This window comes from Bradyrhizobium niftali, from assembly GCF_004571025.1.
Taxonomy (GTDB): domain Bacteria; phylum Pseudomonadota; class Alphaproteobacteria; order Rhizobiales; family Xanthobacteraceae; genus Bradyrhizobium; species Bradyrhizobium niftali.
Genome location: NZ_SPQT01000015.1, coordinates 33,145 through 58,809, shown reverse-complemented (window position 1 = coordinate 58,809; position 25,665 = coordinate 33,145). Strand labels below are relative to the sequence as shown.

Annotated in this window: 24 protein-coding genes; 11 read left to right on the top strand and 13 right to left on the bottom strand. The window is 65.7% G+C overall.

Annotated elements, in window-relative coordinates; all coding sequences use genetic code 11:
- Nucleotides 1–116: 116 nt before the first annotated feature.
- Together E4K65_RS24345 and E4K65_RS24340 are read right to left on the bottom strand one after the other, a co-directional pair.
- The gene (locus tag E4K65_RS24345; protein ID WP_135176308.1) at nucleotides 117–1,004 is read right to left on the bottom strand and encodes a TauD/TfdA dioxygenase family protein; all 888 of its coding nucleotides are present in this window, start codon (nucleotides 1,002–1,004) and stop codon (nucleotides 117–119) included.
- A 204-nt stretch (nucleotides 1,005–1,208) separates the two neighbouring features.
- Entirely contained in the window at nucleotides 1,209–1,988 is a 780-nt protein-coding gene (locus tag E4K65_RS24340; protein ID WP_167771098.1) for an SDR family NAD(P)-dependent oxidoreductase, read from the bottom strand.
- A gap of 98 nt (nucleotides 1,989–2,086) precedes the next feature.
- Between E4K65_RS24340 and E4K65_RS24335 the strand changes: the two genes are divergently transcribed.
- Together E4K65_RS24335 and E4K65_RS24330 are read left to right on the top strand one after the other, a co-directional pair.
- Nucleotides 2,087–2,824, top strand: a complete 738-nt coding sequence (locus E4K65_RS24335) for an SDR family NAD(P)-dependent oxidoreductase (RefSeq protein ID WP_135176307.1) — start codon at nucleotides 2,087–2,089, stop codon at nucleotides 2,822–2,824.
- 72 nt (nucleotides 2,825–2,896) lie between these two features.
- On the top strand, nucleotides 2,897–3,271 hold the full coding sequence (locus tag E4K65_RS24330) for a CsbD family protein (RefSeq protein ID WP_135176306.1): 375 nt from the start codon (nucleotides 2,897–2,899) through the stop codon (nucleotides 3,269–3,271).
- A gap of 154 nt (nucleotides 3,272–3,425) precedes the next feature.
- Here the strand turns inward: E4K65_RS24330 and E4K65_RS24325 are convergent, their stop codons facing one another.
- Both E4K65_RS24325 and E4K65_RS24320 read right to left on the bottom strand, forming a co-directional pair.
- Nucleotides 3,426–5,138, bottom strand: coding sequence for an SGNH/GDSL hydrolase family protein (locus tag E4K65_RS24325; protein ID WP_135176305.1), 1,713 nt, complete (start codon nucleotides 5,136–5,138; stop codon nucleotides 3,426–3,428).
- Nucleotides 5,139–5,307: 169 nt separating this feature from the next.
- On the bottom strand, nucleotides 5,308–6,702 hold the full coding sequence (locus E4K65_RS24320) for a lytic murein transglycosylase (protein WP_430649037.1): 1,395 nt from the start codon (nucleotides 6,700–6,702) through the stop codon (nucleotides 5,308–5,310).
- A 203-nt stretch (nucleotides 6,703–6,905) separates the two neighbouring features.
- On the opposite strand from E4K65_RS24320, the gene E4K65_RS24315 reads away from it, so the two are divergent.
- Nucleotides 6,906–7,781: a UTP--glucose-1-phosphate uridylyltransferase gene (locus E4K65_RS24315; RefSeq protein ID WP_135176303.1), complete on the top strand. Its 876-nt coding sequence runs from the start codon at nucleotides 6,906–6,908 to the stop codon at nucleotides 7,779–7,781.
- Nucleotides 7,782–7,960: 179 nt separating this feature from the next.
- On the opposite strand, the gene E4K65_RS24305 is transcribed toward E4K65_RS24315, so the two are convergent.
- Nucleotides 7,961–9,457: a sensor domain-containing diguanylate cyclase gene (locus E4K65_RS24305; protein ID WP_135176302.1), complete on the bottom strand. Its 1,497-nt coding sequence runs from the start codon at nucleotides 9,455–9,457 to the stop codon at nucleotides 7,961–7,963.
- Nucleotides 9,458–9,610: 153 nt separating this feature from the next.
- Between E4K65_RS24305 and E4K65_RS24300 the strand changes: the two genes are divergently transcribed.
- On the top strand, nucleotides 9,611–9,874 hold the full coding sequence (locus E4K65_RS24300) for a DUF7662 domain-containing protein (protein WP_167771096.1): 264 nt from the start codon (nucleotides 9,611–9,613) through the stop codon (nucleotides 9,872–9,874).
- An 8-nt stretch (nucleotides 9,875–9,882) separates the two neighbouring features.
- A complete protein-coding gene (locus tag E4K65_RS24295) occupies nucleotides 9,883–10,131 on the top strand; it encodes a hypothetical protein (protein ID WP_135176301.1) in 249 nt (82 codons plus the stop codon).
- A gap of 71 nt (nucleotides 10,132–10,202) precedes the next feature.
- Here E4K65_RS24295 and E4K65_RS24290 read toward each other — a convergent pair whose 3' ends face one another.
- From E4K65_RS24290 to E4K65_RS24280, 3 genes are all read right to left on the bottom strand, one after another.
- Nucleotides 10,203–10,625: a hypothetical protein gene (locus tag E4K65_RS24290; protein WP_135176300.1), complete on the bottom strand. Its 423-nt coding sequence runs from the start codon at nucleotides 10,623–10,625 to the stop codon at nucleotides 10,203–10,205.
- A gap of 80 nt (nucleotides 10,626–10,705) precedes the next feature.
- Entirely contained in the window at nucleotides 10,706–13,582 is a 2,877-nt protein-coding gene (locus E4K65_RS24285; protein WP_027544196.1) for an EAL domain-containing protein, read from the bottom strand.
- 139 nt (nucleotides 13,583–13,721) lie between these two features.
- Nucleotides 13,722–14,720 carry an NAD(P)H-quinone oxidoreductase gene (locus E4K65_RS24280; protein WP_135176299.1) on the bottom strand — a complete coding sequence of 333 codons (999 nt, stop codon included), beginning with the start codon at nucleotides 14,718–14,720 and terminating at the stop codon, nucleotides 13,722–13,724.
- A gap of 113 nt (nucleotides 14,721–14,833) precedes the next feature.
- Here E4K65_RS24280 and E4K65_RS24275 point away from each other — a divergent pair, with 113 nt between their 5' ends.
- Nucleotides 14,834–15,025 carry a DUF1192 domain-containing protein gene (locus tag E4K65_RS24275; protein WP_135176298.1) on the top strand — a complete coding sequence of 64 codons (192 nt, stop codon included), beginning with the start codon at nucleotides 14,834–14,836 and terminating at the stop codon, nucleotides 15,023–15,025.
- A 488-nt stretch (nucleotides 15,026–15,513) separates the two neighbouring features.
- Complete coding sequence (gene rcdA / locus E4K65_RS24265; protein ID WP_135176297.1) at nucleotides 15,514–16,023, top strand: protease adaptor protein RcdA; 510 nt, start codon at nucleotides 15,514–15,516, stop codon at nucleotides 16,021–16,023.
- Between the two features lie 182 nt (nucleotides 16,024–16,205).
- Here the strand turns inward: rcdA and rpmE are convergent, their stop codons facing one another.
- The gene (gene rpmE / locus E4K65_RS24260) at nucleotides 16,206–16,433 is read right to left on the bottom strand and encodes a 50S ribosomal protein L31 (protein WP_025034016.1); all 228 of its coding nucleotides are present in this window, start codon (nucleotides 16,431–16,433) and stop codon (nucleotides 16,206–16,208) included.
- Between the two features lie 202 nt (nucleotides 16,434–16,635).
- On the opposite strand from rpmE, the gene E4K65_RS24255 reads away from it, so the two are divergent.
- The gene (locus E4K65_RS24255) at nucleotides 16,636–18,486 is read left to right on the top strand and encodes an ABC transporter ATP-binding protein/permease (RefSeq protein WP_135176296.1); all 1,851 of its coding nucleotides are present in this window, start codon (nucleotides 16,636–16,638) and stop codon (nucleotides 18,484–18,486) included.
- Between the two features lie 156 nt (nucleotides 18,487–18,642).
- Here the strand turns inward: E4K65_RS24255 and E4K65_RS24250 are convergent, their stop codons facing one another.
- The 3 genes from E4K65_RS24250 to E4K65_RS24240 are packed head-to-tail and all read right to left on the bottom strand — an operon-like array spanning nucleotide 18,643 to nucleotide 21,138.
- A complete protein-coding gene (locus E4K65_RS24250; protein ID WP_135176295.1) occupies nucleotides 18,643–19,089 on the bottom strand; it encodes a GNAT family N-acetyltransferase in 447 nt (148 codons plus the stop codon).
- Nucleotides 19,089–20,117, bottom strand: a complete 1,029-nt coding sequence (locus tag E4K65_RS24245; RefSeq protein WP_027544190.1) for a peptidoglycan -binding protein — start codon at nucleotides 20,115–20,117, stop codon at nucleotides 19,089–19,091. The genes E4K65_RS24250 and E4K65_RS24245 overlap by 1 nt, the downstream gene beginning before the upstream one ends.
- A gap of 4 nt (nucleotides 20,118–20,121) precedes the next feature.
- On the bottom strand, nucleotides 20,122–21,138 hold the full coding sequence (locus E4K65_RS24240; RefSeq protein ID WP_027544189.1) for a hypothetical protein: 1,017 nt from the start codon (nucleotides 21,136–21,138) through the stop codon (nucleotides 20,122–20,124).
- A 332-nt stretch (nucleotides 21,139–21,470) separates the two neighbouring features.
- Between E4K65_RS24240 and E4K65_RS24235 the strand changes: the two genes are divergently transcribed.
- Entirely contained in the window at nucleotides 21,471–22,499 is a 1,029-nt protein-coding gene (locus E4K65_RS24235; protein ID WP_135176294.1) for an SAM-dependent methyltransferase, read from the top strand.
- Between the two features lie 42 nt (nucleotides 22,500–22,541).
- Here the strand turns inward: E4K65_RS24235 and E4K65_RS24230 are convergent, their stop codons facing one another.
- A complete protein-coding gene (locus tag E4K65_RS24230; protein WP_135176293.1) occupies nucleotides 22,542–23,192 on the bottom strand; it encodes an SRPBCC family protein in 651 nt (216 codons plus the stop codon).
- 102 nt (nucleotides 23,193–23,294) lie between these two features.
- Between E4K65_RS24230 and E4K65_RS24225 the strand changes: the two genes are divergently transcribed.
- Nucleotides 23,295–24,206 (top strand): LysR family transcriptional regulator, encoded by a 912-nt coding sequence (locus E4K65_RS24225; RefSeq protein WP_135176292.1) that lies wholly within the window; start codon nucleotides 23,295–23,297, stop codon nucleotides 24,204–24,206.
- Nucleotides 24,207–24,467: 261 nt separating this feature from the next.
- Nucleotides 24,468–25,661: an efflux RND transporter periplasmic adaptor subunit gene (locus E4K65_RS24220; protein WP_135176291.1), complete on the top strand. Its 1,194-nt coding sequence runs from the start codon at nucleotides 24,468–24,470 to the stop codon at nucleotides 25,659–25,661.
- The last annotated feature ends 4 nt before the right edge of the window (nucleotides 25,662–25,665 follow it).

Genomic DNA, 25,665 nt, shown 5'->3' with positions numbered 1-25,665 from the left:
GCCCCGCGAAGGCGGGGCATCCAGTACGCCGCAGCGTATCGGACCTATCACAACCGTCTCGGAGTACTGGATCGCCCGGTCAAGCTGGGCGATGACCACGTTCGGTGTGTGAAGCGCTACTCCGCCGCCTGCTGCTGCACCGTCGGCTCCGTCCCCGCCACCGTCGCGCGGCGCATGTCGCGGGGCTGGGACTGGTCGTAGCGGCGGACGCGGTGCATGGTCTGGCGGTTGTCCCACATCACGAGGTCATGCAGCTTCCATTTGTGGACGTAGACGAATTCGGCCTGCGTCGCATGCTCGTTGAGATCGCGCAACAGCAGCCGTCCCTCCGGTACGCTCATGCTGACGATCTTGCCGGCATGCGATGAGAGATACAGCGACTTGCGGCGGTGGACGGGATGGGTGCGCACCAGGCGTTGCAGCACCGGCTTGAACATCTGCTTCTCTTCGTCGGTGTATTCGGTGAAGCCGAGCGAGCCGCGCGAATACATCAGCGAGTGCTCGCAGACGAGGTCCTCGATCTCCACCTTGGTCTCCTCGTCCAGCGCGTCATAGGCGGCGCGCATGTCGGCGAATTCGGTGTTGCCGCCCTTCGGGTTCACGACGCGCGCCGACAGCAGCGAGAATTTTGCGGGAATGGGGCGGAACGAGCTGTCGGAATGCCAGAGGCAATTGCCGAGGTTGAACAGGTGCGCGCGGCTGTCCTTGGCCAGCGGCTTGCCGTCCTTGCCGAGATTGGAGACGTCGTTCAGGCCGGATTGCAGCCGGTAGTCCTTCTCCTTGGTGACCGTGCCGCCGCGTGCATCCTCGCGCTGGCCGAAGTTCAGCGCGAAAGCCATCTGCTGCTCGTCGGTGATGTCCTGGTCGTGGAAAACGAGCACCGCGTATTTGTCCATGGCGGACTCGACCTCGCGGGCCTCATCCGGCGTGAGCGGCTTTCGCAAATCGAGGCCGGAAACCTCGCTCGCAAAATGCGTCTGAAGCTGCCGGATGGCGATCGTCATGGCGTTTTCTCCCGCGGACCGCGAGCGGTTGCTCCCGCTCTGTTGGCAAAAAAAACTACTCCCGCACTCGTAGTTGTCAACGCTCGCGGCGCATGGCTGCCAGTAGCCCGGATGGAGCGTAGCGCAATCCGGGGAGGTCTTTCCGCGGGGTGAGAACCCCGGATTACGCTTCGCTCCATCCGGGCTGCGCCCGTTGGATGCCTCTTACGCGTTGCGCGCCATCAGGCCGCCGTCGACCGGGATCACCGCGCCGGTCAGGAACGAGGCGGCCGGCAGGCACAGGCTCAGCGTCATATGTGCGACCTCCTCGGGGTCGCCGTAACGACCCAGTGCCGTCCGGCGTTTGGCATAGATGGTCTTGTGCTCCTCCGAGATGCGGTCGGTGATGGCGGTGCGGATCGGGCCCGGGCAGATGCAGTTGACGGTAATGCCTTCGCGGCCGAGCTCGACCGCGAGCGAACGGGTCAGGCTCGCGACGCCGCCCTTCGCCGCCGAATAGGGACTGTGCAATGCAGTGGCGCCGAGCGCCTCGGTCGAGGCGATGTTGACGATGCGCGGGCTCTTCGATTTGCGCAGGTGAGGCAGCGCAGCGCGGATGATGCGCGGATGCGCCGTCAGCATCACCGCGATGCCCTTGGCCCAGGCGTCCTCGTAAGCCTCATCATCGATCGCGACGCGCACGGAGATGCCGGCATTGTTGACGACGATGTCGAGCCCGCCGAAATGCGCTGCGATGTCATGGACCACGCGCTTGATCTCACCGCCATCGGCGACATCGAGCTTCCACGCCTTCGCTGATCCGGCGTTCGCGGCAATCTCCTTGGCAACGGACAGCGCGCCCTGCTCGTCGTAATCGGTGACGGCAACGTTCGCGCCTTCAGCGGCGAAGACGCGCGCGGTGGCGCGCCCCATGCCGCTCGCCGCGCCGGTGACGAGAGCAGTCAGGCCCTTCACGGACCGGCTGAGCTGCTTGAATTCGGACATGCTGTTTCCTCGCGTCTCTTGTTTCTTGTTATGAGATGGACAAGGCTGGCATCGATCCGCAGACAGGTCAAACAAGCAAGACAAAAGGGGAGGCCGCGATGGCGAACGAGCTCGATTTCACAGGCAAACAGGTGCTGGTCGTCGGCGGCTCCAGCGGCATCGGCAACGGCATCGCACAGGCCTTTCGCGCCAGGGGCGCGCGTGTCGCGGTTTGCGGTACGCGTGCTCAGCCGGAGGAATATTCGGCGGAGGAAGGCTCCGATCTCGCCGGTCTTGCCTACGCGCAGCTCGACGTCGGCAACCCCAGTGCGATCGAAGCCTTCAAGCCGTCTTTCGATCGGCTCGACATCCTGGTGCTGGCACAGGGCGCGGTGATCTATCGCCGCGGCGAGTTCGAGATGAGCGGTTTCCGCAAGGTCGTCGAGGTCAATCTGATGAGCCTGATGGCCTGTGCGACGCGGTTTCATTCCATGTTGCGGGATGCGAAGGGCACGCTGATCATGGTGTCGTCGACCGCGGCCTATCATTCCACCATGGGCAACCCCGCCTACAACGCGTCGAAGACCGGCGCGGTCGGATTGACGCGCACGTTAGGGGAGGCCTGGGCCGAGGACGGCATTCGCGTCAATGGCATCGCGCCCGGCCTCGTCGACACCAAGATGACGAAGGTCACGACCGACAATCCCAAGCGGCTCGAAGGTGCCTTGTCGCGCATTCCCCTGCGGCGATTGGGCACGCCGGCCGACATGGCGGGCGCGGCGCTGTTCCTGGCCTCGCCGCTGTCGTCCTACATCATCGGCCAGACGCTGGTCGTCGATGGCGGGCTCATTCTGTAGGCGATTGCTCCCGGCGTTTGGAACTGCGCTGCGCCTGATCGGTTACTCCGGCTGACCCCCGAGGAGGACCACATGGACAAGGATCGAATTGTCGGATCGGCCAAGGAATTCGCTGGCCGCGCGGAAGGCGCAGTCGGAGATCTGGCGGGCGATGCGCAGACAGAAGCATCGGGCAAGGCGCGCGAGGCCGCCGGCACCGTGCAGAATCTCTACGGCCAGGCCAAGGACGCCGTGCGTGACGCCGGCGAGGTTGCGGCCGGCTACGCCAAGGATGCCTACGACAACAGCGGCGAGACGTTTCGCGATGGCACGCAGGCGATCGCGCGCAAGGTGCAGGACAATCCGCTCGGCTCACTCCTGATCGCCGGCGGCATCGGCTTCGCGCTCGCGCTGTTGATGTCACGGCCCGCACGTCGCCCGCCGCCGCGCTGGCGCTATTACGGCTAGGAGCTGAAGCTCGATCTCTCGTGCCCCGGACGCAATGCAGCGTGAAACGCTGCATTGCTGAGCCGGGGCCCATTCTTTTTGAAGTAGATGCTGGGTCCCGGCTCTGCGTCGCAACGCTTCGCGCTGCGCCCGGGACACGAGACTTCAGCTAAGACTACCGGACTTCCGCCGCTCGCCCGACATTGCCCGGCGGACGCGGGATCGCGGGGTTTTGAGCCGGATTGCGCGGCCCTGGCGCCGGCGCCAGCTGACGCGGCGCTGGCTGCGGCGAGCCGAAGCCGAAGAAATCACGGAACGACGGCGCCCCCTGGGCCGGCTGCTGCACCACAGGCGGCTTCTTCGGTGCGAGTTTCGGCGGCGCGATCGCGGCGGCCGCACTTGGTGTGCCGGGAGCAGCAGCGCTGCCGTCAGGCGTGGTCGCGGCCATCGGCGTATCGCCCTTGGCCTGCTCGCGGCCGACTTCGCGGCGCGGCCAGGCATAATCGTCGGCGCGGCCTGCGGGGGCCGCCAGCGGCTCGCCCTTCACCATCGTCTTCGCAGCGAGCGCATCGACGGCGGCAGGACGCGAGCCCGGGCCGCCCAGCAATTGATCGGTCGAGATCGAGGCGGCAACCAGCGGAACGATCGGGCCGGCGAGCGGCCGCGGCGCGGGCTTGCCGGGCTCGGCGCTGGTGTCGGGCGTTGCCGGTTCGCTCGGCAGCGCGATCGGGCCGGAGCGGCCGGCGAGCAGGCGCGTGATCTCGCGCTCGACATAGTGAGCTAGCTTGCGCGCGCCGGGCTTGGTGAAGAAGACGCCGTCATAGGTGCGGAGCTGACGGATCTGGCCCTCGAAGTCCGGGCCCTTCTGGAGGAAGCGGCCGGCTTCGTCGACAAAGCCGTCCCAGACATCGACATAGGTGATGCCGGCCTTGGCCGCGCCCTCGCGGTAGAGCGAATCCAGGAACAGCATGTCCGCCGTGCCCTTCGGGCCGCGGATCGCGGGTAGGCCGACCCAGAGCACCGGCACGCCCTTGGCCTTCAGGACGTTGGCCAGCTCCTCGATCTTCTTGCCGTAGAGCTCGATCCAGCGGTCGTCGCGGAATTCGTAGAGGCCGTTCGGGTTGCGCGCGGTCTTCTCGGGAGCCGCGGTCTGCGGCGCGTCGGCGTTGTCGGCGTCATCCTGCGGCAGGTCGGTATCCGCCGGCTTGTCGTCCGGCTTGGCGGCGGTGTCGGGGCTGTTGGGCTTTGCATCGCCCGGCTTGCCCTGCGGCTTGGCGCGCGCACCCTTGTCGTTCTTCTCGTTCTTCTTGTCTTTGTCTGCCGGCTTGTCGGCGACGGGCTCGCGGATGGCGATGCGGTCGTTGAGGCCGAGCATGACGACGATGACGTCGGGCTTCTCGGTCTCGAGGATGCCCTTGGCGGCAGCCGCCCAGTCCGAAGGTTCGCCCTTCGGCTGGTACTTGATCAGGCCGGACGTGGTCTTGTGCTTGCGGATCACGCCCATGTCGGGCTGCTCGGTGTAGGCGTCTTCCAGGCCGTAGGCGAGCCAGTCGGCCATGGCATCGCCGATCACCAGCACGTTCTTGTCGGCAATGGTGTCACGCTTGCTAGGTGCCGGCGCGCGCGAAAAATCCTGTCGCGGCGCCTGCGGCTGTTGCTGCTGGAACGGCGCGAAGAAGTCGCCGCCGAACCAGCCGCCGCCACCTCCACCTCCACCGCTGCGCGGTGGTGGCGGCGCCGAGCGCTGCGGCGGACCGCCGAAGCCGGGGAAGTTGAAGAATTGCGCCGAGGCGGGTCCTGCGACCGACACCAGAATCGCAAGCGCCGTCCCCAGCGCGATCAACGGGCCGGTCTCGGTCAGCGCCTTGAACAGGGACTTCTTCGACATGCGATCTCGGGCACGCGCAACGGGGTCTGGATAGGCTCGATATAATAACGGAATCAGGCGCCAAACGGGCAGATTCCGTTGCAGATTCTTTGGCCATACACCGGGGAACAGCCGCTCCCGTCAAGGCCGGCAGGCAAAATCCCCATTCAGGGTTACTTTCGGCCCGATTCTACCGTCCGCGCAGCCGTTCCAGCACGTCGGAGGAGGCAAAACCGTCGGCGGGGACCCCGATCGAGGCCTGGAAATTGCGCAGCGCCTCCCGGGTCTGGCCGCCGAACTGGCCGTCCGGGGTGCCCTTGTAGAAGCCGCGCTGGGCCAGCAGCTGCTGGAGCTCCAGCCGCTCGGTCCGCGACAGCTCGCGTTCCTGCCGCGGCCAGGGCTGCACGAAGGGCGCCCCGCCGCGCAGGCGATCGGCGAAATGACCGATCGCCAGCGCATAGGCCTCGGCCGGGTTGTACTTCATGATGACCCGGTAGTTCTGGAGCATCAGGAAGCCCGGCCCTTGTGCGCCCGCCGGTGCCAGCAGATAGGCTTTCTCGGCCGGATGCGGGAACGGCTGGCCCGTCGGGCGCTTGAGCCCGAGCTTCTCCCACTGCGCGATCGGCATCGCCTTGGCGCGGTCGGCCTGCATGTAGTTGAATCCCTGGGGCACCACGACCTCAAAGCCCCAGGTCTGGCCGGCCTGCCAGCCGTCCTTCTTCAGGTTGTTCGCGGTGGAAGCGATCAGGTCGGTGGGATTGTCGACGACGTCGCGGCGTCCATCGCCATCGCCGTCCACGGCAAAGCGCTTGAACGCGGTCGGCATGAACTGGGTCGGGCCGAAGGCGCCGGCCCATGAGCCGCGCATCTGCTCAGGGCGCAGATCGCCGCGATTGAGGATCTCCAGTGCGGAGAGGAATTCGTCCTTGAAATAGGCCTGGCGGCGGCCGATGCAGGCAAGCGTCGCAGTGGATTGCAGCACGCTGCGGTCGCCCATCTGCGTCGAGTAATTGGACTCGATGCCCCAGATCGAGGCGATGATGTAGCGATCGACGCCAGTGGCCCTTTCGGTGGCATCGAACTGCGCCTTGTACTTGGCGAGCACCTCGCGGCCCTTGGCGAGGCGGTTGTCGTTCACGAGGATGTCGAGATAGTCCCAGATCGACTTGGTGAACTCCGGCTGCGAGTCCATCAGGTCCATGATGCGCAAATCGGGCGCGAGCCCTGCGGTGAAGCTTTGAAAATTTTCCTGGGTGATGCCGCGCCGTGCGGCATCGGGCCACATCCCTGCAACGCAATTGTTGAAATTGCCGGCGGCCTCGCGGATCGCCGCCGCCGTCATCAGCGGATGGCCCGAGGCGCCGTCCTCGCCGCTCCAAGGTTGGGCTCCTGTTTGCGCGCCGCCGGGGCCTGGCGGGGCTTGCGCAGGCGCCGGATTCGAGCCCGAGAAAATGCCGCCGAACAGGTTCGACAGGCCGTTCTGCGCCTGGGCCTGCGCGCAAGCCGGCAGCAGCAAGGCAGCCGCAACCAACGCTCCGCTGGTCACGGATCCAGCACGTTTTGCCAGCCCTGCCACTGATTGCATCATGTCCCACCTGTCCGGCCAAAAATCCGCCATCAGGAGGCCCGGTTGCGGTTGCCAATAGCCTAACAAAGATGAAATTTTGGTGTCGGCCTTTTTCTCAACTCCGTGAGGGCGAGGCCCCACATCCGCCTTTGTTAGCGGCTGCAAACAAGCTAGCAAGATCACATTGCTCCGTTCACGTCCTCAGGTATTCGATCGATCCCATGAAAATTCGCAAAGCCGTATTCCCCGTCGCCGGCCTCGGCACCCGCGTCCTGCCCGCCACCAAGGCGATGCCGAAGGAAATGCTGACCATCGTCGACAAGCCGCTGATCCAGTACGTCTATGACGAGGCGAGGGAAGCCGGCATCGAGCACTTCATCTTCGTCACCGGCCGCAATAAGAATGTCATCGAAGATCATTTCGACAAGATGTTCGAGCTCGACGCGACGCTGGCTGCGCGCAGCAAGAAGGCCGAGCAGGAGATACTGGCGCAGAACCAGCCGGAAGCCGGCGCCGTCAGCTTCACCCGCCAGCAGGCGCCGCTCGGCCTCGGCCACGCGGTCTGGTGCGCGCGCGACATCGTCGGCAACGAGCCGTTCGCGGTCGTGCTGCCCGACGAGCTCGTGCTCAACACGCCGGGCTGCCTGAAGCAGATGATCGAGATGGCATCCTCGCTCGGCGAGAAATCCAACCTGGTCGCGGTCGAGGCGGTGCCCGACCATCTCACCCATCAATACGGCATCTGCGGTGTCGGCAAGCGCAGCGGCAAGATGTTCGAGGTCGACGGCATGGTCGAGAAGCCGGCCAAGGGCACCGCGCCCTCCAACCTCTCCATCACCGGCCGCTACATCCTCCAGCCGGATATCTTCAAGATCCTGGAGACCCAGGAGCGCGGCGCCGGCGGCGAGATCCAGCTCACCGACGCCATGATCGGCCTCGCCAGGTCGCAGAAATTCTACGGCGTCGAGTTCGAGGGCGAGCGCCATGATTGCGGCTCCAAGCCCGGCTTCCTCCGCGCCAACATCGCCTACGGCCTGAAGCGCCCCGAGCTGCGCGACGGACTGATCGCGGAGATGAAGAAGTATCTGGGGCAATAGTTCTCGCTGTCGTCCCGGCGAAGGCCGGGACCCATACCGCGTGATCTATCGATCGCGTTCGGCAGGCGTACCGAACGACGAGTCTCCACCAAACCACTCCCTGTGGTTATGGGTCCCGGCCTTCGCCGGGACGACACTGCAGTGGTGCGCGACAGCACGCTAATGACGAAGAGTGGCCCTCACGCCACCAGCGACAGCTTCGGAAGGCTCGCGACCACGGACTGGTTGCGGCCGCCGGCTTTGGCGGCATAGAGCGCCTTGTCGGCGGCGGCGACCAGCATCGACCAGTCCATGCCGGCGGCGGGGACGAGGCTGGCGATGCCGCAGGAGACCGTCGACGTCGCCGTATCGTCGGACCAGCCCAGCACCTTGCCGCGGATCGCCTCGGCGATCCTGAAGGCCTCGGTGATGGAGGTGTTCGGCAGCAGCACCGCGAATTCCTCGCCGCCATAGCGGGCGGCGCAGTCGCCGGCGCGGCTCACCGAATCGGAAATGCAGATGGCGATGCCGACCAGCAGCTGGTCGCCGGCCTGGTGGCCGAACGTGTCGTTGTAGGCCTTGAAGTGATCGGCATCGATCATCAGGAGCGCGACCGGCGTCTTCTGGCGCATCGCGCGCCGCCATTCAACGTCGATGACAGCATCGAACTTGCGGCGGTTCTTCAGGCCGGTGAGCGCGTCCGTCGTTGCCATCTCCTCGAGCTTGCGCTCGGCCTCGGCGCGTCGGCCGATCTCGCGTGCGAGCACGAGCGTCGATCCCAGCACGAACAGCGCAAGCGCCAGCACCACGGCGCCGATGCGATAAGCTTCCTTCTGCCACAGTGCGAACACGGCGCTCAGCGGCTTGCCCGCCACCACGAACAGCGGACTGGACCCGCTGCTGCGGACGTAGAGCCGCGGGGTCGCGTCGACCGGGCCCTGTCCGGCGAACGCGCTGCCGACCTTGAGATTGTCGGCCCTCCAGGTCGGCCGCTCGGCGAGGTTCTTGCCGATTACATCGAGATCGAACGGCCGCCGCATGATGATGGTGCGGTCGCGCCTGAGCACGGTGATGGTGTCTTCAGGATCGAGGCTCAAGCGCTCGAACAATTCGTGGAAATAGCTGAAGCGGATCGAGCCGGCGACGACGCCGAGGAAGCCGCCGTCAGTGTCGCTGATGCGCCGGCTGAGCACGATGGAATAGGCGCCGCGGAACAGCATCGGCCGGCTGATGAAGAGCCCGGCTTCCGGATTGTCGCGATGAACCCTGAAGTAATCCTCGTCGCTCCTGACCTCAGGCAGGGGATCGAGCGAGGAGGCGTCGATGGTCAGCCTGCCGTCGGGATCGAATACCTGGATCGCGCCGAAATGCCGTGCCGTGGTCGCATGGTCGAACAGGATGAGGTGGCGGACCGTCTTGGAGACCGTGGCGAGCTCGGGCAGCAGCATGTTGTTGGCGACCGCCTTCAGCGACAGGTCGTAGATCTCGATGTTGCGGCTGACGTCGGACTCGATGGTCGTCGCCAGGTTTTCCAGCGTCTGGCGGGCGAGCGCCTCCTCGCCGCGGCGCATGTCGAGCATGACGTTGACGCAAATGGCGGAAAAGCCGATCACCGTCACCACGGACGAGATGATCAGCAATTTCGCCGAGACTCGCCACGGCCGGCGGGCCATGACTTCGCGCCATCCAGACAGCATCGTTTGCTCCCGATCCTAGTGGATGCGCCCGAAAGCTTGAGTAGTGTTTAAGGTGGGACGGCACTGCCGCAATGAGTTAAGAAACGGTTGATGCGGCTCACGGTTTTGGGCAGGCCTGATCGGGCAAATCCGGCTTCTGACGAGAGGACGACGGTGAACGACTACGACGCGTTGCGCGACTATCTGCTGCGGCAGAAGCAGGACGAATTCGTGCTGAGCTTTGAACAGATCGAGGAGATCATCGGCGCGGCCCTGCCGCGCGCGGCGAACCGCGCCTCATGGTGGGACAGCCTGCGCAGCCCCGACATCCAGATGCCGCAGCGCGAGGCCTGCCTCGCCGCCGGGTTCGTGGCGACACGGATGCCGGACGGCCAGAGCGTGCGATTCAGGAAGCAGAAGTCGCAGAAACGGTGGTAGCGAGCCGCATGATCCTGCGCTGGCTGAGGGGGATTTCTGGCGCAGCGCTGATCGGATTGGGCGTGCTCTTCGCGCTGGCCTTCGAGGCCCGCTACTGGCGCTGGCGCAACTGCTTTAACGAGCTCGGCCGCTGCTACGACCCGGTCTCGCAGGACGTCTATCTCGAGCAGGCGGGAATGGTCTGGGGCGGTCTTGCGGCGATTTCGCTATTGGTTGGTCTCGGCTTGGTCATGGGGTTGCGCCGCAGGCCGAGCTAGATCAGGTGGACGCGCGATCCGCCGCGAGCGTGAGAACGGTTGCCGCTAGCCGCGGTGCCGAACCAAGGCCTTCATTGGCGCTCACGGGGCCAGCGTTCGTCGGCGGCGTGTGCTCGTATCAGACATCGGGTCGTCTGCCGGTCGCAGGCGCGCATACACACGTTCTGGTGGCCCCGAACGTCACCGGCCCCGCCGGTGTAGTCGGCACATGTGCCGACGCAGTTTGCGCCTCGATCCTCGCATCGTGCAGCCGTCACTGCTTCGGCCGACGAGGCGAGGAACATTCCGGTGCCTATGAGGGTGATCGCGTAGAAAAGGTGCCGGGTCATCCGTGACTCCTGAGAAGTACGCTTGGTTTGCTCATCCGAGCCGTTGCGCTTAACGCGTGTGGGCACGCCGAGAACGACAGTGGTGAGCCCAACGACCTCGATGACGAAACCGTTCTGGATCGAATGCTGCGCGCCATTTTTCGCGGCGGTTGAGCAGAGGCCCATTGATCTGGATCAAGCACGGCCTCATCGGCACCTCACCCCGCGCGCTTCGCGGGCGGCCCCTCAAAAAGGGGAGAGGGAGGTCAGCTCGCCGCTTCCAGCCGCACTTCGGTCAGCAGGCGCATGGCCGCATCCGCGTCCATCGGCTCGCCGAAGGCAAAGCCCTGCGCGTATTCGCAGCCCATCTGGTAGAGCTCGACCGCGTCGGAATCGGTCTCGGCGCCTTCGGCGACCACGTCCATGCCGAGGTCGTGCGCGAGCGCGATGATCGACTTCAGGATCACCGGGCGGGTGCCGCGGTTGGTGGTGCGCACGAACGACTGGTCGATCTTGATGGTGTCGAACGGGAAGCGCTGGAGATAGGCCAGCGAGGAATGCCCGGTGCCGAAATCGTCGAGCGACAGCCCGGTGCCGAGCTCGCGGATCCGCGTCAGCATCTGCGCCGCGTGCTCCGGGTTCTCCATCACCAGCGATTCCGTCAATTCCAGCTTCAGCGTGCCGCGCGCCACCGAGGAGCGCGACAGCACGGTGCGGATGTCGTGGATCAGGTCATGGCGCAGCAATTGCCGCGAGGAGACGTTGACGGATGCGAAGATCGGCTCGCGCGAGCGCATCGCGCGCTGCCAGATAGAGAGCTGCTTTGCGGTCTGGTCGAGCACGAACATGCCGAGGTCGACGATCAGGCCGGTCTCTTCGGCGATGGTGATGAATTCCGACGGCGCCATGCGTCCGAGCTTGGGGTGGTCCCAGCGCGCCAGCGCCTCGAAGCCCGCGACGGAGCGGTCCTCCAGCCGCACGATCGGCTGGTAGAGGATGGTGAGCTCCTGCCGCTCGATGGCGCGGCGCAGCTCGCTCTCAAGCGTCAGGCGGTCGGTCTTGCGCGCGCGCATCGCCGGCTTGTAGACGTCGATGCGGTCGCCGCCGATGCGCTTGGAGTGATACATCGCCAGCTCGGCATCCTTGATGATCTCGTCCGTCAACTGCGTCTGAGGATCGGAAAGCGCGAGCCCGATCGAGGCCGTGAGAAAGATCTCGCGCTCGTTGAAGGCGATCGGCGCGCGGATGGTCTTGCGGATGGTCTCGGCGAAGGCGGTGATGCGGGCGGGATCCTGCTCCGAGAGCAGGATCAGGCCGAACTGGTCGCCGGCGAGCCGCGCCAGCGTGTCCTGCGGCTTCAGGATGCGGGTGAGGCGGCGGGCCAGCGTCAGCAGGATGGAATCGCCGACCGCGATGCCGACGGAATCGTTGACCTGCTTGAAGCGGTCGAGGTCGATCACCATCAGCGTCGGCCGCAGGGTCGGCATGGTCTTGGCGAAATGCGCGACCCCACCCAGCCGGTCCATGAACAGCTTGCGGTTGGGCAGGCCGGTGAGGTTGTCATGCACGGAATCGTGCAGCAGGCGCTCCTCGGCGTTGCGCAGCTCGGTGACGTCGGTGAGCGTGCCGACCACGCGCGAGACCTCGCCGTCGGATCCGACCACCGGCCGCGCCTTCAGCGCGAACCACATGAAGTGACCGTCCGGCGTGCGCAGGCGAAAATCCTGCACCAGGCGGCCGCGGCGCTGGTCGAGCACGCTGTCGAGCGCGGCGCGGAAACGGTCCTGGTCGAGCGGATGCAGCACTTCCAGCCACGATGCCGCCGGGCCTTCCAGCGTGCCGCGCTTGAGGCCGAGCAGGGCTTCGGTCTCGGGGCTGGTGAAGACCTTGTCGGCGGAAACGTCCCAGTCCCAGATCAGATCGCCGGAACCTGCGAGCGCCAGTGCGCGCCGCTCGATGTCGGAGACGACGCCGGTGGTGGCGCCGCCGCCGGCGAAGGCGTGCTGCATCACCGTGAAGCCGATCAGCATCACGATCAGCACGAGGCCGCCGAGCAGCGCCGGGCCGACGATGTCGTTGGTGACGGAGCCTGCCACCGTCATGCCGGCCGCGACCACCCAGACCACCAGGAGGAACCAGGTCGGGATCAGCAGCACCGCGCGGTCGAAGCCGTGGGTGGAGAGATAGACGATCAGCGCGAAGCCGGCGAAGGCGATCAGCACCAGCGAGATGCGCGCGATGCCGGAGGCCACGGCCGGATCGAATAGCGCCAGTGCGACCAGCGAGCCGAGGAAGGCGAGCCAGCCCACCGTGATGTGCGAATAGCGCACATGCCATCGACTGAGGTTGAGATAGGCGAACAGGAACACCAGCAGCGTCGCCGCCAGGATCGCTTCACCCGCCGCGCGCCAGATGCGCTCGGCGTTGTTCGACATGTCGAGCACCTTGCCCCAGAAGCCGAAATCGACGCCGATATAGACCAGCACCGCCCAGGCCAGCGCCGCGGCCGCCGGGAACATGATGCTGCCCTTGACGACGAACAGGATGGTGAGGACGAGAGCCAGGAGCCCCGAAATGCCGATTACGATGCCCTGGTAGAGCGTGAACGAGTTGACCTTGTCCTTGTAGGACTCGGGCTCCCACAGATAGAGCTGCGGCAGCTTGTCGGTGCGCAGCTCGGCGACGAAGGTGATGACGGCGCCGGGGTCGAGCGTGACGCGGAAGACGTCGGCGGTCGGGCTTTCCTGCCGCTCCGGCCGGTCTCCGGTCGAGGGCGTGATGGTCGCGATGCGCGACAGCCCGAGGTCGGGCCACAGCAGGCCTGACGAGACGATGCGGTAATGCGGGGCGACGATCAGGCGGTCGAGCTGGTCGTCGGTGTTGTTGGCGAGCGCGAACACCACCCAGTTCTGGCCGCCCTCGCGGGCGCGCACCTCGATGCGGCGGACGATGCCGTCGGTGCCGGGCGCGGTCGAGACCTGGATGCGGTCGGCATCGCTGCGCTGATGCTCGAGCACGCCGGTGAGGTCGATCGCGGGCGCGTCACCGCGGACGCTGACGGCGTCGAGCGCGCGCGCAGGGAGCGCGGCGACAACAATCATGAGGCCCAGCGCGATGGGCGCGAGGCACCTGATCAGACGCAAGGTCAGTTCTCCGCGTTCGACGCAAACTTCGTGTGCAAGGCGATTTCAGACCGGACAGAATTGGTTCGGTGCGTCGCGATAGATGCCACGAAAGCGAGGAAAATCAAAGGGTTTCCGCCTTGCCCTGTGGGTCAGAGGCCTAGGCCTCCAACACAATTTTGCCAATATGTGCGCTCGTCTCCATGCGCCGGTGGGCATCGGCCGCCTTTTCCAGCGGGAAAGCGCTGTCCATCACCGGTTTGACCCGGCCTTCGCGCAGAAGCGGCATAACTTTCGCCTCGATCGCGGCCACCATCGCCGCCTTGTCCGCATTACTACGGGGGCGCAGCGTCGAGCCGGTATGGGTCAGGCGCTTGACCATGACCTTGGCGATGTTGACGCTGACCTTGGGGCCGTTGAGGGTCGCGATCTGGACGATGCGGCCGTCCACCGCGGCGGCGTCGTAGTTGCGGTCCACATACTCGCCGGCGACCATGTCGAGGATCAGGTTGACGCCGGCATTGTTGGTCTCCGCCTTCACCACGGCGACGAAGTCTTCGGTCTTGTAGTTGATGGCGCGGTCGGCCCCGAGCTTGAGGCAGGCATCGACCTTGTCCTGCGATCCCACGGTGACGAACACTTTCGCGCCAAAGGCTTTCGCAAGCTGGATCGCCATGGTGCCGATGCCGGAGGAGCCGCCATGGATCAGCAGCGTCTCGCCGGCCTTGAGGCCGCCGCGCTCGAACACGTTGTGCCAAACCGTCATCAGGGTTTCCGGCAATGCGCCGGCTTCCTTGATCGACAGCGCCGGCGGCACGCTCATCGCCTGGGCGTCCTGGGCGATGCAGTACTGCGCATAGCCCCCGCCGGCGACCAGCGACATCACCTTGTCGCCGATCTTGTGCCGCTTGGCATTGCTGCCGACGGCGACGACTTCACCGGCTATCTCGAGGCCCGGCAGATCGCTGGCGCCGGGCGGTGGCGGATAGGCGCCGGAGCGCTGCGCCACGTCGGGCCGGTTGACGCCGGCGGCCTGCACCTTGACCAGGATCTCGTCGGGACCGGGCTGCGGCAGCGCCCGTTGTTCCGGCACCAGCACCTCCGGTCCGCCGGGCTTGGAGATGGCGACCACGGTCATTTGCGCGGGCAGCTTGTCCATGATGTGTCCTTGAGCAAAGGTACGGGAGGAAACGAGGCCATTGCTTAGCCAGCGCGGTCCAAGCTGGCAACCGCCTCAGCCGTGTGACCGGAGCGAACGCAGGAGGAACGATCATGCCGACGGAAGACGACGACCGCCCGCGCAAGAAGATCACGCATGAAATCGGACAGGATCTCTCACTGTTGTCCGTGGAGGAACTGACCGAGCGCGTCGCCCTGCTCAAGACCGAGATCGCAAGGCTGGAAGAAGCTGCCGCGAAGAAGCGCGCCTCGCGCGATGCGGCGAACAGTATTTTCAAGTCGTAGCCGTTGTCGTCCCGGCGAAGGCCGGGACCCATACTCCGTGCAAGCAGTTTGGCGAAGACTCGGAGTTACCAGCTCGTGCGACGATTCCTCCCTGTGGTTATGGGTCCCGGCCTTCGCCGGGACGACCCGCGGGGAGAGTTTGTTCCGCAGTGCTCTCGGCCACTGACCGACATGGCTAACGAAATCTCAAAAAATTAGTTCGTTTACGGTCGATTAAGCTTTCGGGTTTATGACTGGAACTGTCCTCGTTTGGACACCGAGTGGCTCCTGTCCACTCTGTTTGACGCCTCCCTGTTATCAACTTTCAAAGCCGCCGGTCTTCCGGCGGCTCTTTTTTGCGTCTCGTTGCGGTTGAATTCCGAGGAAAGACCCGCGGAAACCATATCCGTGCTTGTCGCTGGACTCCGCGTCCCGCCCGCGCAATGATTTGTTCATCATAAGCCGGCGCAAAGCCGGACAGGTAAACAGTTGCGTAAGGGGCGTTAACCATGGAACGTTTGCAGGCCGACGGCGCTCTCGTTCAACTCAGCGAGCGGTTCACCAATTCTGCGGCGTTCGGCACGCTGTTCCGCGAGGGCATGGACCTCGTCGAAGAGACCGCCGCCTATCTCGACGGTGCCGGCCGCACCGAGGCCAAGGCGCTCGATCGCGCCGTCAGCCTCACCTACGCGACCGAGAGCATGCGCCTGACCACCCGCCTGATGCAGCTCGCCTCCTGGCTGCTGCTGCACCGCGCGGTGAAGGAAGGCGAGATGACGCTGGTCCAGGCCAACCGCGAGAAGACCAAGGTCAAGCTCACCGCGGCCGATCCCGGCCCCGCCGACACCATCGAGAAGCTGCCCTTGCAGCTGCAGGATTTGATCCACCGCTCGATGAGCCTGCAGACCCGCGTGCGCCGCCTCGACACCACCATCCACACTCCGCCGGCCGAGCACATCGCGATCGGCAACCCGCTGGTGCCGCACCTCAATGCGCTGAAGGCCGCGTTCGAGCGGTAAGACGATCGGCAACCACAGCCGTCATTCCGGGGCGCGACGAAGTCGCGACCGGAATCCATAACCACGATCGGGAGTATGGATTCCGGGCCCGCGCCAAGAGGCGCGTCCCGGAATGACGCCCCCAAAACAAAAACGCCCCCGGTTTCCCGGGGGCGTTTTTCGTCGCGGCCGAAACGGCCGGATCAATCCTTCTTGAGGAAGCCCGAGAACTTCTTCTGGAAGCGCGAGACGCGGCCGCCGCGGTCCATGATCTGGGCGTTGCCGCCGGTCCAGGCCGGGTGCGACTTCGGGTCGATGTCGAGGTTCAAAGTGTCGCCTTCCTTGCCCCAGGTCGAGCGGGTCAGGTACTCGGTTCCGTCGGTCATCACGACCTTAATCGTATGATAATTCGGATGAATTTCGGCTTTCATGGCAATTCCCTGGGGCGACCGGCGCCTTGCTTGAGTGGCTATCGAATGACGGATTTGGCCGGCTCTATACCCCACAGGACCCTTCAAAACAAGCCATTGTGGGCGAAGGAGAAGCGGGCCGCCCCCTAAGGGACATCCCGGATTTGCCACTCCCCCCGCACCGGCCTATGTGGATCACATCTGTCTCCCTGGGTCCGATCTCATGAGCGCTGTGGAACGGCTTGACGACCAGTACCGCGACGAGCGCGATGCCTCGCCGCCTGAGGCCCCGTCCATCGAAGCCGAGCTGATCGAGCAGCCCGCCAAGGGCCGCGCCAAGCTGCGGCCGCTGCTGGCGCTCGCGCCCTATGTGGCCCGCTATCGGGGCCGGGCCGCGCTGGCCTTCGTCGCGCTCACGATCGCCGCGTTGACCACGCTGCTGGTGCCGGTCGCGGTGCGCCGGATGATCGATTTCGGCCTGACGCCTGAGGGCATCGAGCTGATCAACAGCTACTTCTCGGTGATGATCGCGGTCGTCGCCGTGCTCGCGCTGGCGAGCGCTGCGCGCTACTACCTCGTGATGACGATCGGCGAGCGCATCGTCGCCGACCTCAGGCGCGACGTCTTCGCCCATCTGCTGTCGCTCTCGCCCGCCTTCTTCGATTCGGCGCGCAGCGGCGAATTGATCTCGCGGCTCACCGCCGACACCACCCAAATCAAATCCGCCGTCGGCGCCTCGGTGTCGATCGCGCTGCGCAACCTGATGATGTTCTTCGGCGCCGCGGCGATGATGGTGATCACCAGCCCGAAGCTGTCGGGCTTCGTGCTGCTGGCCATTCCCCTGATCGTGCTGCCGCTGGTCGCCTTCGGGCGCTGGGTGCGGCGTCTGTCGCGCAATGCGCAGGACACGCTGGCCGAGGCCTCCGCCTATGCGGGCGAATTGGTCGGCGCGATCCGCACCGTGCAGGCCTATACCAGCGAGCGGTTTGCCGAGAAGCGGTTCGGCGGCGAAGTCGAGCAGGCCTATGAGGCCGCGCGCACCTCGACACAGGCGCGCGCCGTGCTCACCGCCATCATCATCTTCATCGTGTTCGCAAGCGTGGTCGCGATCCTCTGGATCGGCTCGCATGACGTGCTCACCGGCGCGATCTCGCCGGGCCGGCTAGGCCAGTTCGTGCTCTATGCCGCGTTCGCGGCCGCCGGCCTCGGCCAGCTCAGCGAGGTCTGGGGCGAGGTCTCGGCGGCGTCCGGCGCTGCCGAGCGCCTGTTCGAGATCCTGCATGTGCAGCCCGACATCAAGGCGCCCGCGACCCCGCGCGCGCTGCCGGTGCCGGCGCGCGGCGAGGTCGGGTTCGACCAGGTCAGCTTCGCCTATCCGGCACGGCTCGACGCCAAGGTGCTCGACGCCGTGTCGTTCACCGTGCGCCCCGGCGAGAAGGTCGCGATCGTCGGTCCGTCCGGTGCCGGCAAGAGCACGATCTTTCATCTGCTGCTGCGCTTCTACGATCCGCGCAGCGGCACGATCTCGCTCGACGGCGTGCCGGTCAGGTCGGCCGATCCCCGTGATTTCCGTTCCCGCATCGCGCTGGTGCCGCAGGAATCGAACGTGTTCGCCGCGAGTGCCCGCGAGAACATCCGCTTCGGCCGGCCCGATGCGACCGATGCCGAGGTCGAGCGCGCCGCCGAGCTCGCGCACGCCACCGAGTTCATCCGCCGTCTGCCGGAAGGCTTCGACACCCCGCTCGGCGAGCGCGGCGTGACTCTCTCCGGCGGTCAGCGCCAGCGCATCGCGATCGCGCGCGCGATCCTGCGCGACGCGCCGCTGCTGCTGCTGGATGAAGCGACTTCCGCACTCGATGCCGAAAGCGAGACGCTGGTGCAGACCGCGCTGGAAGAGCTGATGCGCCACCGCACCACGCTGGTGATCGCGCACCGCCTCGCCACCGTGCTGTCCTGCGACCGCATCCTGGTGATGGACCACGGCAAGATCGTCGAGCAGGGCACGCATGCCGAGCTCGTGGCTGCGAACGGGCTCTATGCGAGGCTGGCGAGGCTGCAGTTCGAGGGGGCGTGAGGGCGCTGAGCGCAGCCTCATTTCCGGTGTCATTCCCCGCGAAGGCGGGGAATCCAGTACTCCGAGACGATAGTGATCAACCGATAAGCCGCGGCGTACTGGATGCCCCGGTCAAGCCGGGGCATGACAGCGGAGGGTGGGGTGGGCAGCAAAGCTCTACGGCCTCCACACCATCTTCAGCACCGGCCGTCCCGAGGTCGGATTCAAATCGTCGCCGGCATGGGCAAAGCCGTTGCGCTCGTAGAAGCGGATGGCGCGGGCGTTGTCCTTGTTGACCAGCAACGTGACGCCTGAAGGTGACAGGCGCTTGGCCTCGTCCACCAGCAGCCTCGCCGCATCCGAGCCCCAATGCGCGGGATCGACCACGAGCTGGTCGAGATAGCCCTCGCCGTCGATGGTGACGAAGCCGGTCAGCGCGCCGTCCGCCTCCGCAACCACGATCGAGGCCTTCGGCACCAGATCCCTGCGCCAGCGCTCGCGCCACCAGTCCAGCCGCGCGGCGAAGTCGATCTGCGGATAGGCCTGCTGCCAGGTGCGATGCCAAAGGTCGATGGCGGCGGCTTCGTCCTCGGGGCGGTAGGGGCGGAGGTGGAGGGCGCTCACTACCGCTCCGTCAGCTTCAGCTCGATGCGGCGGTTGCGCTTGTAGGCGTCCTCCGTGTTGGCGGTGTCGAGCGGCTGGAATTCGCCGAAGCCGGCGGCGACGAGGCGCTGGGCCGGCACGCCGAGCGAGATCAGGTACTGCACCACCGAGATCGCGCGCGCCGCGGACAGGTCCCAGTTCGACTTGAAGTTCGCGCCGCTCACCGGGCGCACGTCGGTATGGCCGTCGACGCGCAGCACCCAGGCGATCTCGGCCGGGATCTTCTTGTCGAGCTCGATCAGCGCGTTCGCCACGGTGTCGAGCTCGGCGCGGCCCTCCGGCAGGAGCGTCGCCTGGCCGGTGTCGAAGAAGACTTCGGACTGGAACACGAAGCGGTCGCCGACGACGCGGATGTCGGGGCGGTTGCCGAGGATGGCGCGCAGGCGGCCGAAGAATTCCGAGCGGTACCGCGACAATTCCTGCACGCGCTGCGCCAGCGCGACATTCAAGCGAGACCCCAGATCGGCGATCCGGTTCTGCGATTCCTTGTCGCGCTTCTCGCTGGCATCGAGGGCCTCTTCCAGCGCCGCGAGCTGCCGCCGCAGCGCGCTGATCTGCTGGTTCAGCACCTCGATCTGCGCCAGCGCCCGCGCCGAGACCGCCTTCTCCGAGTCCAGCGCCTTGCCAAGCTCGGTGGACTTGCCCTGCGCGTCGTTGCCGGCGGCAGCCAGGCCGTCATAGAGGCCCTTGATGCGGTCGCGCTCGGACTCCGCCGAGGCGAGGCCGGCCTTCAATTGCGAGACCTGGTCGTCGAGCGTGAGCTTGCCGAGCTTCTCCAGCGACAATAGCTCGTTGAGCTGCGCGATCTTGGCGTTGAGCTGCTCCAGCGCCTTGTCCTTGCCGGTCACTTCCTGCGACAGGAAGAACTGCACGACCAAGAACACCGACAGCAGGAATACGATCGACAGCACCAGCGTCGACAGCGCGTCGACGAAGCCGGGCCAGTAGTTGAAGGCGCCGTCGCTGCGGCGGCCGCGCGCTAGAGCCATGTCGCTAACCCTTCTCGGGCTGGCGCGCGAGCCGCTCGAGGAGGCGCCGGATCTCGCGGTTCTGCTCGCCCTGGCCGTCGGCCCATTCGCGGATCATCTGCTGCTCGGTGCGCATGTGCGAGACCAGCGCCTGGATGGCTTCGGCAAGGCTTGCCATCGCCGCCGTGGTGCCGCGGCTGGAGCTGCCCTCCTCGAGCACGGAGCGCAGCCGCTCGACGGCGGCCTGCAGCTCGCCGCTGGCAACACCGCCGCCGGCGGCCACGGTCACATCGCCTCGGCCGTATTCGCGCACGGTGGTGGCGAGCCAGTCTTCGAGGTCGGTGTAGAAGCGGTTCTGGGCCTGGCTCGATTGCAGGTCGAGGAAGCCGAGGATCAGCGAGCCGGCGAGGCCGAACAGCGAGCTGGAGAACGAGATGCCCATGCCGCCGAGCGGGGCGGCGAGGCCCTCCTTCAGCGTGTCGAACAGGGCGCCGGAATCGCCGCCGACCTTGAGCCCGTCGATCACCTTGCCGACCGAGCCGACCGTCTCGATCAGGCCCCAGAAGGTGCCGAGCAGGCCGAGGAAGACGAGCAGGCCGGTCATGTAGCGGGAGATGTCCCGGGCCTCGTCCAGGCGGGTCGCGATCGAATCGAGCAGGTGCCGCATCGTGGTCTGGGTGATCGACATCCGCCCGGTGCGCTCGCCGCCCAGGATCATCGCCATCGGTGCCAGCAGTTTTGGGTGCCGGGCAGGGGCGAGGCCGGGATCGGCGATGCGGAAATTGTTGACCCAGGAGACCTCGGGATAGAGCCGGATGACCTGGCGGAAGGCCAGCACGATGCCGATGAACAGTACCGCCCCGATCAGGGCATTGAGGCCCGGATTGGCGAAGAAAGCCTGGATGATCTGCTTGTAGAGCACCACGCCGACCAGCGTGCACAGCACCAGGAAGACCAGCATCCGCACCAGGAAGACGCTGGGCGAGGATAGCTTGGTGTATTCGATGTCCATGGGGGAGCGGGGCGAGGCGCCAGACGGCATGGCCGGTGTCATCCGTTACGAACTTGATTGCGGTGCGCACTATGGCACAGCGCCGGCCCAAAAAAAGCGCCGGATGCGCCGATTTCGCGGAGAGCTTCCGGAACCCAAAGCCGAAGCCGCGCTTTGATAAGGACTTATTTTGCAAAACTTCGGCATTCCGCAGGTTTAGGTCGGATTTTTTGCATGGTGACGGATCTCGGGGGACTGGACGTCATCGCGCCCTTGCTCGCGGTCCTGATGGCGTTCGCCTGCATCCGGCCAGGCGGCGACGCCCGAACCTGCCCGTTCCTTCTTTCGTGTCCCGAACCAGACATGACCAGGGGAGTGGCCGCATGAGCGTCGTTTCCGCGATCATCGGGACTGCCGAACGCGTGCCGCTGCCTGATGTCGTGATTCGCGCCGCGATCCAGCGCCTGTGCTCGCGGACGGCGACCCGCATCTCCGCCCTGGGCGCGGACGACGAGGCCGCCTTCGCCGGGCGCATGATGCTGCGGCCGATCGCCGAGGACATCGATGCCGCCAATGCCGGGCATGACGAGGCGCCCGCGTCCTTCTTCGCGCAGGCGCTCGGCCCCAACCGCAAATACTCGTCCTGCTTCTACACGACCGACGCGACCACCCTGCAGGAGGCGGAGGAGGAGGCGCTGCGCCAGACCGTCGCGCATGCCGGACTCGCCGACGGGCAGACCATCCTCGAACTCGGCTGCGGCTGGGGCTCGCTGTCGCTCTGGATGGCGCGGCAGTTTCCGCACGCCAAGGTGACGGCGGTGTCGCACTCGCAAGGCCAGCGGGCCTATGTCGAGGAGCAGGCGCGGCTGCGCGGGCTCTTGAACCTGCGCGTGGTCACCGCCGACATGAACGTGTTCGCGCCCGAGGACCAGTTCGATCGCATCGTCTCGGTCGAGATGTTCGAGCACGTGATGAACTGGCGCAAGCTGATGACGCGCGTGCGGTCATGGCTCGCGCCCGAGGGGCGCCTGTTCATGCACATCGTCACCCATCGCTCCAGCTCCCACCTGTTCGACCGGGCCAATCGCGAGGACTGGATTGCGCAGCACGTCTTCACCGGCGGGGTGATGGCGAGCCATCACCTCGTCAGGCAGTTCGACGACATCTTCACGGTCGAGAAGGAATGGTGCTGGAGCGGCACGCATTATCAGCGCACCGCCAATGACTGGCTCGCCAATTTCGATGCCCATCGCGATGCGATCGAGGCGGCCCTGCGCAAGGTCCATGGCGACGAGACCTCCTTGTGGATGCGGCGCTGGCGCTGCTTCTTCCTCGCGACATCGGGCCTGTTCGGCTACGCCGACGGAACGGAATGGGGCGTCAGCCACTACCGGATGAAGGCGGCGGGGTAGGGCGCGCACGCATGAATGCCGCGCACGGTCCCCGGTGACCGGTCAATTGCTCTCAGAGACCCATTTCAATGTCGCCAGCCATAGATCGTGGCCACGATGCAGCAGGCTCTCATCGGCCTCTCGCAGGTGGGCGGCATCTTTGCCCACGCCAACTTCATCCGTTATGACCAGGCAGCTCGTGCCTTGAGGGGCCAGATACCAGGTGTGATAGAAGCTCGGCCGCGTCCCCGGCGCGTAACCGTACCAGCCGAGGCGCGTATGCGGCACATATTCTTGTACCTTGCTCTCGATCGACAGGCCAAACGTGCTCCAGCGCCACGTCGTACCGTCGCCCAGAACTTTTGTGCCCTCGGGAAGTTCGACGCCGCCAGAGTTCGGATACCATTGCGGCCACTTCCTGGCGTCCACGATGTGACCCCAGATCTTTTCGCATGACGCATTGATGAGAAGCTCGTTGTGCGAAAACAGATCGGCAGTCGCGGGATTGAAGCCCTCCGGCCAATGAATCTCCGGCGAGCGCATCGCAAGGTCTTGCTTCATCGTCATGATCGCTTCCTTTTTTGTGCCGGTGTGAAGGGTGTTCGTTTGCGCTCCGGCAGAAGTTGCGATCGAAAGCAGAGACGCCATGGACGCGCCTAGCAGCATCCAGCGCGCGCAAGAATCAGTGCTCGGAAAGTAAAGCCGTTTCGTCATGTTCGCCTCCGCGTCTTCGATGGCGACACTGATGACAGATCGTGATTGCTGATCCAATTTCCGTTATGTCAGAATAGACGTTCATACAAATCAGGAATTGCGATGCCCTTCGATGGACGGTTGCTGTCGGGTGTTACTGTCCTCTCGGCCGTGATAGAGGCCGGCACCATCGCGCGCGCGGCCGATGCGCTGGGCCTCACCGCCTCTGCGGTAAGCCGCGCCATATCGCGCCTGGAAGCGCGCGTCGGGGTCAGGCTGCTTGAGCGCACGACGCGCTCACTCTCGCTGACAGACGAGGGGCGGCGCTTTTACGAGCGCGTCGGACCGCACCTTGCCGGCATCGAAGAAGCGGCGATCGAAGCATCGGGCTCTGCCGGCATCGTGCGCGGGCGGCTTCGGGTGAACGTCGATCCGTTCTTCTCGCGCATCGTCTTGTCATCCCACATCAGGGAATTTTTGGAGCAGCATCCCGAAGTGTCACTGGAGCTTCTGATGCGTGACGCGGTCGGAGATCTTGGGGCTGGCGGCTTCGATTTGGCGCTGAGGTTCGGAGAGCCCCCGAACGGTTCATTGGTTGCGCGCAAGCTCGTCGAAACCCGTGTTCTCACGGTTGCGGCGCCCGCTTACCTCGCCCAGCGCGGCCGGCCACGACATCCGTCCGAGGTGCCGGACCACGATTGCATCGGTTTCTATGACGCGGCAAACCAGCGACCTTTCGATTGGGAGTTCCACAAGGGAAAAGAGATACTTCCCGTGAAGGTATCCGCCCGCGTTCTGGTCTCGGATGTCGGCGCCATGCTTTCGGCTTGCGAAGCCGGCGCGGGCATCGCCCAGATTCTCCAGCTCGGCAGCGGTCACCTCGTGGAAAGCGGAGCGTTGATCGACCTGTTTCCCGAATGGTCCGGCGAGATGTTCCCGCTCTATGCGCTGTTTCCATCACGCCAGCATCAGCCCGCGAAAGTGCGGAGCTTCATCGACTTTTGCCTCGGCGTGATTGCAAGAGAGAATGCCTGAATGAGTCCGGCGTAGAGAGCGCACACCCTGATTGCGCTCTTCTGTCGCAGCACGCCGCGATGGAACTCGACTCACAATCCGGTGAGACCCGGAAAGCGCCCTGAACTCAGCACGATAGGTCGTGTGACATTGGGCCGCCTGCACCATGCGTTGCATCGCAGCACGTCCACTCTATTTTGAGTGCGTCAGCCGCGTGGAATGGCCCAGAATGGGCCCGCGCGGAGCGTGATCAGTTTCAACAACATCGGGGCACCCCACTTCATGTCAGGACTTCGTGCGCGATCGGCATGCGTTGCAATGATGCTCGCGGCCTTTGCGCCGCTGCTGGGGGCCTGCGACGAATCCAGCTCCGCGGTGTCCTCCGCGCCGCCGGCCGACCCTGACGTCAGCATCGTCGTCGTCAAGCAGCAAGCCCGTGCCGTGGTGCGCGAACTTCCTGGCCGCATCGCGCCGACGCGCGTTTCCGATGTGCGGCCGCGCGTCTCCGGCATCGTGGTCGAACGCCTGTTCCGCCAGGGCAGCGAGGTGAAGGCCGGTGATGCGCTCTATCGCATCGACGCGCGTCCGTTCGAGGTCGAGGTGATGGCCAACGAGGCGGCGCTGGCCAAGGCCGAGGCTGCGTTGATGCAGGCGAGGCAGCAGGCGCACCGCGTCGCCACTCTCACCAAGGATCGCGCTGCGCCGGAAGCCGAGAACGAGAAGGCGATCGCGGCCGAGCGCCAGGCCCATGCCGAGGTCGAAGGCCGCAAGGCCGACCTCGCGCGCGCCAAGCTCAACCTCGACTATGCCACCGTGCGCGCGCCGATCGACGGCGTGGTCGGTGCTGCGCTCGTCAGCGAAGGCGCGCTCGCGGTGCAGAACGAGACCAATCTCGCCACCATCCAGCAGCTCGATCCGATCTATGCCGACTTCACCCAGTCGGTGAACGAGCTCAACCAGCTGCGCCGCGCCTTCGAGAGCGGCGACCTCGAGCGCATCGCGACCGATGCCGCCAAGGTGCGTCTCGTGCTCGACGACAACACGCTCTATTCGCTCGACGGCAAGCTGCTGTTCTCCGATGCCAAGGTCGATGCCCATACCGGCCAGGTGACTTTGCGCGGCGAGTTCCGCAATCCCAAGCGCGAGCTCCTCCCGGGCATGTATGTCCGCGTCCGCATCGACCAGGGCCTCGATTCCGACGCGATCGCGGTGCCGCAGCAGGCGATCCAGCGTAACGGCGGCGGCGGCAGCGAGGTGTTCGTCGTCAAGGACGACAATCACGTTGCGGTGCAGCCGGTGCGCACCGGCTCGGTGCAGGACGGCATCTGGTTCGTCACCGACGGCCTCAAGGCCGGCGACAAGGTCGTGGTCGAAGGCTTCCAGAAGTTCGCGGCCGGCGACAAGGTCAAGCCGCAATCCTGGTCGGAGGCGGACGCGACCGCGGACAACCGGCACGCCCAGAAGCTCACGCGGTAACGTG

What these genes read in the sequence shown, in the direction of transcription:
- E4K65_RS24280 (WP_135176299.1), bottom strand. Translation starts at nt 14,720, where the DNA reads ATGGACAAGCTGCCCGCGCAAATGACCGTGGTCGCCATCTCCAAGCCC.
- E4K65_RS24330 (WP_135176306.1), top strand. Translation starts at nt 2,897, where the DNA reads ATGGACAAGGATCGAATTGTCGGATCGGCCAAGGAATTCGCTGGCCGC.
- E4K65_RS24295 (WP_135176301.1), top strand. Translation starts at nt 9,883, where the DNA reads ATGATCCTGCGCTGGCTGAGGGGGATTTCTGGCGCAGCGCTGATCGGA.
- E4K65_RS24320 (WP_430649037.1), bottom strand. Translation starts at nt 6,702, where the DNA reads ATGCAATCAGTGGCAGGGCTGGCAAAACGTGCTGGATCCGTGACCAGC.
- E4K65_RS24245 (WP_027544190.1), bottom strand. Translation starts at nt 20,117, where the DNA reads ATGGCTCTAGCGCGCGGCCGCCGCAGCGACGGCGCCTTCAACTACTGG.
- E4K65_RS24220 (WP_135176291.1), top strand. Translation starts at nt 24,468, where the DNA reads ATGTCAGGACTTCGTGCGCGATCGGCATGCGTTGCAATGATGCTCGCG.
- E4K65_RS24335 (WP_135176307.1), top strand. Translation starts at nt 2,087, where the DNA reads ATGGCGAACGAGCTCGATTTCACAGGCAAACAGGTGCTGGTCGTCGGC.
- E4K65_RS24315 (WP_135176303.1), top strand. Translation starts at nt 6,906, where the DNA reads ATGAAAATTCGCAAAGCCGTATTCCCCGTCGCCGGCCTCGGCACCCGC.
- E4K65_RS24240 (WP_027544189.1), bottom strand. Translation starts at nt 21,138, where the DNA reads ATGCCGTCTGGCGCCTCGCCCCGCTCCCCCATGGACATCGAATACACC.
- E4K65_RS24230 (WP_135176293.1), bottom strand. Translation starts at nt 23,192, where the DNA reads ATGACGAAACGGCTTTACTTTCCGAGCACTGATTCTTGCGCGCGCTGG.
- E4K65_RS24325 (WP_135176305.1), bottom strand. Translation starts at nt 5,138, where the DNA reads ATGTCGAAGAAGTCCCTGTTCAAGGCGCTGACCGAGACCGGCCCGTTG.
- E4K65_RS24225 (WP_135176292.1), top strand. Translation starts at nt 23,295, where the DNA reads ATGCCCTTCGATGGACGGTTGCTGTCGGGTGTTACTGTCCTCTCGGCC.
- E4K65_RS24290 (WP_135176300.1), bottom strand. Translation starts at nt 10,625, where the DNA reads ATGGGCCTCTGCTCAACCGCCGCGAAAAATGGCGCGCAGCATTCGATC.
- E4K65_RS24275 (WP_135176298.1), top strand. Translation starts at nt 14,834, where the DNA reads ATGCCGACGGAAGACGACGACCGCCCGCGCAAGAAGATCACGCATGAA.
- E4K65_RS24255 (WP_135176296.1), top strand. Translation starts at nt 16,636, where the DNA reads ATGAGCGCTGTGGAACGGCTTGACGACCAGTACCGCGACGAGCGCGAT.
- E4K65_RS24345 (WP_135176308.1), bottom strand. Translation starts at nt 1,004, where the DNA reads ATGACGATCGCCATCCGGCAGCTTCAGACGCATTTTGCGAGCGAGGTT.
- rcdA (WP_135176297.1), top strand. Translation starts at nt 15,514, where the DNA reads ATGGAACGTTTGCAGGCCGACGGCGCTCTCGTTCAACTCAGCGAGCGG.
- E4K65_RS24235 (WP_135176294.1), top strand. Translation starts at nt 21,471, where the DNA reads ATGAGCGTCGTTTCCGCGATCATCGGGACTGCCGAACGCGTGCCGCTG.
- rpmE (WP_025034016.1), bottom strand. Translation starts at nt 16,433, where the DNA reads ATGAAAGCCGAAATTCATCCGAATTATCATACGATTAAGGTCGTGATG.
- E4K65_RS24340 (WP_167771098.1), bottom strand. Translation starts at nt 1,988, where the DNA reads ATGTCCGAATTCAAGCAGCTCAGCCGGTCCGTGAAGGGCCTGACTGCT.
- E4K65_RS24305 (WP_135176302.1), bottom strand. Translation starts at nt 9,457, where the DNA reads ATGCTGTCTGGATGGCGCGAAGTCATGGCCCGCCGGCCGTGGCGAGTC.